At 72.5% G+C, this 932-nt stretch carries 1 protein-coding gene; it reads left to right on the forward strand.

The features are described 5' to 3' along the window. Positions 1-237 precede the first annotated feature (237 nt). On the forward strand, positions 238-932 hold a 695-nt coding region (locus TR48_RS37880; RefSeq protein ID WP_063771150.1), incomplete at its 3' end, for a TetR/AcrR family transcriptional regulator.

The following is a 932-nucleotide window of genomic DNA, read 5'->3' on the forward strand; positions in this document are numbered from 1 at the left end:
GCGCGGTGACGTAAGGACGGACGAGTTCCGGCTGCGGCTCCATGGGTCGGTCATCATACGGACGCCGTGAGCGCCGCGCCGCCGCCGTTCCCCTGCCGGACCGGGCGCTGTATTCTCCCGCGCTTTCCCACCCCGAGAATCCCGCCCCGCGATTCCCGGCGCGCCCCTCTCGACGTCACGCAGCCGGAACGATACATTCGCGCATCGGATACACCGATGTATCGAAACGGGGAGCTGATGCCTTCGACCGTCGCCGCAGCCGCAGCAGCCCGGACCGGGGCCGCGCCCGCGCGTGTCACCAAGCGCAGGGCGCTGACCCGGGCGCGTCTGCTGGAGGCCGCCTTCGCCGTCTTCGCGGCGAACGGCTTCGGGCACACCACCATCGAGGCCGTCTGCGAGGCCGCCGGATACACGCGCGGCGCCTTCTACTCGAACTTCGGCGACCTCGACGAGCTCTTCTTCGCGCTCTACGACGACCGCTCCGCGCTCATCGCCCGGCAGCTCACCGAGGCCCTCGCCATCACCGAGGGCGAGCCCGAGCTGACGCTCGCGGAGCTCACCGCCCGGGTCACCCGCGAACTCCTGCTGGACCGGGACTGGTTGCTGGTCAAGACCGAGTTCCTGCTCCACGCCGCCCGTCGTCCCGCCGTCGCCCGTGCGCTCGCCGACCACCGCGAGACCCTGCGCGGCGTCTGCGCCCAGCGCCTCCGCGAGCTGGCCGGACGTGGCCGTCCGCTGCCCGCGGCGCTCGGCGACGCGGACGAGGCGGCGCGCGCGGTCATCGCGCTCTACGACGGCGTGACCGTCCAACTCCTGCTCGACGGAGACCTCGCCGCCGCCCGGGGCTGGCTCGGCCGGCTTCTCACCGCGATCCTCTCCCCTGCCGAGACCCCCACACAAAGCCCCGCAGAGACCTTCACAGAGCCCCCCAC

It is taken from the genome of Streptacidiphilus neutrinimicus (assembly GCF_000787815.1).
In the GTDB taxonomy this organism is placed as follows: domain Bacteria; phylum Actinomycetota; class Actinomycetes; order Streptomycetales; family Streptomycetaceae; genus Streptacidiphilus; species Streptacidiphilus neutrinimicus.